The 1,486-nt window shown below is 60.3% G+C and carries 1 protein-coding gene; it reads right to left on the bottom strand.

Going from position 1 to position 1,486, the window contains the following annotated elements:
• Positions 1 to 39: 39 nt before the first annotated feature.
• The gene (locus PKKP23_RS33345) at positions 40 to 1,362 is read right to left on the bottom strand and encodes an IS5 family transposase (RefSeq protein ID WP_126880071.1); all 1,323 of its coding nucleotides are present in this window, start codon (positions 1,360 to 1,362) and stop codon (positions 40 to 42) included.
• Between the last annotated feature and the right edge of the window lie 124 nt (positions 1,363 to 1,486).

Genomic DNA, 1,486 nt, shown 5'->3' with positions numbered 1-1,486 from the left:
AGTCGGCCCTGAACAATTCATTTTGCTCGGCAAATGAGTTCACGCTGCCGACTGCGTAGCAGTTTCGAAGCCAAGCAAAGCGACGAGAATCAGGGCGTAAAAAAGCCGCAGCTTGCGCAGGATCATCCGCAGGTTGTGGCCTGCGCCGCACAGCACCGCGTGCATTGCATCACCGAGCGCACCCTTGAGCCAATTGCGATCGAGTTTTCCATCTGCCTTCATGTGTCCGATGGCTGGCTCGATCGCGCTGCGCCGCCGGATCATCGCGCGCAAGCCTCGCGTGATACCGCGTCGCAGCCCCGGGTGATAGACCTTCACACCGTCAATGGCGACACCCTTGTAGCCGCGATCGACGACGGCGATCTGCGGCTGAACGTCGCTCAAGATCGCCGCCTGCTCCAACGCTTCGGCCAACGTGTGCCCGTCGTACGGATTACCCGGCATCGAGCGCGCGCCGATTACGAGACCTTCCTTGTGCGTCGTCGTGATCGACACCTTCACGCCGAACTCGTACGGCTTACGAGCTTTGCCCTTGGCCAGGCACTCCACTTCCGGCGCATGCAGCGCGTACAGCTTGTTCTTGTCCTTCTGCTTCTGCGTGAGAATGCGCTTCGTGCGGCCAATCAGATCTTCCAGCGACGCCCGGCTTGGCTGTGCAACGTCGTCCAGTTGCCGCTCGACGTCGCGCATCACGCGTCCCACTCGCGAACGCAACGTGCGCAGCGCTTTCTTCATCCGCTTGTACTGCTTCGCATGGGCGTAGCGACCGATCTGGCCTGCCAGTCGTGGCGCTTCGCGGTTGTAGTTCTGCCGCAGCTTCAGCCCATGCCGCTCAGCAGCCTTCACCAGATGTTCCCGGCAACGTTCGAGCAGGCGCGAATCAGTGGGATGCGCGATCGCCTTCTCCATGACCGTCGTATCAACGATTACCCGCTTCAGGCTCGACGTCTTGATGACGTTCGCTCGTTTGGCCGCCTCGATGGTCTCGGCGAGCAGTTCCTCAACACCAGCCTCGCCCAGACGCTTCCTCCAGCGCGTCAGGCTCGACGGATCAATCGGCGGCTGCGTCTGCAGGTACGTCTCGCCGGTGAACACTTGCCAGTACGGGTTCTCAAGCCATTGCCATACCACCTCTTCATCCGACAGATCGAACGCGTGCTGCAAGTACAGCAGCCCTGCAATCAAACGCGGCGACGTTGCCGGTCGCCCGCGATGCGACACGAAGCTCGCACTCATCGCCGCGTTCAACCGCTCCCAGTCGATCAGATCGGCAAGGCGAACCAACGGATGCTTCAAGTTGATCTGCTCGCGCAGCGGTTGGCGGAAGAAATCTCCCTCTGGCACCAGCGTCTTCGGACCCATCCACACCTCGTCAGGATTTGCAGGATTCACGCATCAATATGCCCGCTTCTTGCAAATCCAACAACACCGTTTCGGCTTCACAGCCTTACTGCATACGCCTCGCACGATTATTCAGGTCCGACTA

The organism is Paraburkholderia kururiensis JCM 10599 = LMG 19447 (assembly GCF_003986935.1).
Taxonomy (GTDB): Bacteria; Pseudomonadota; Gammaproteobacteria; order Burkholderiales; family Burkholderiaceae; genus Paraburkholderia; species Paraburkholderia kururiensis.
The sequence above is the reverse complement of the archived record's forward strand: the minus strand, read 5'-3'. Positions and strand labels throughout refer to the sequence as shown.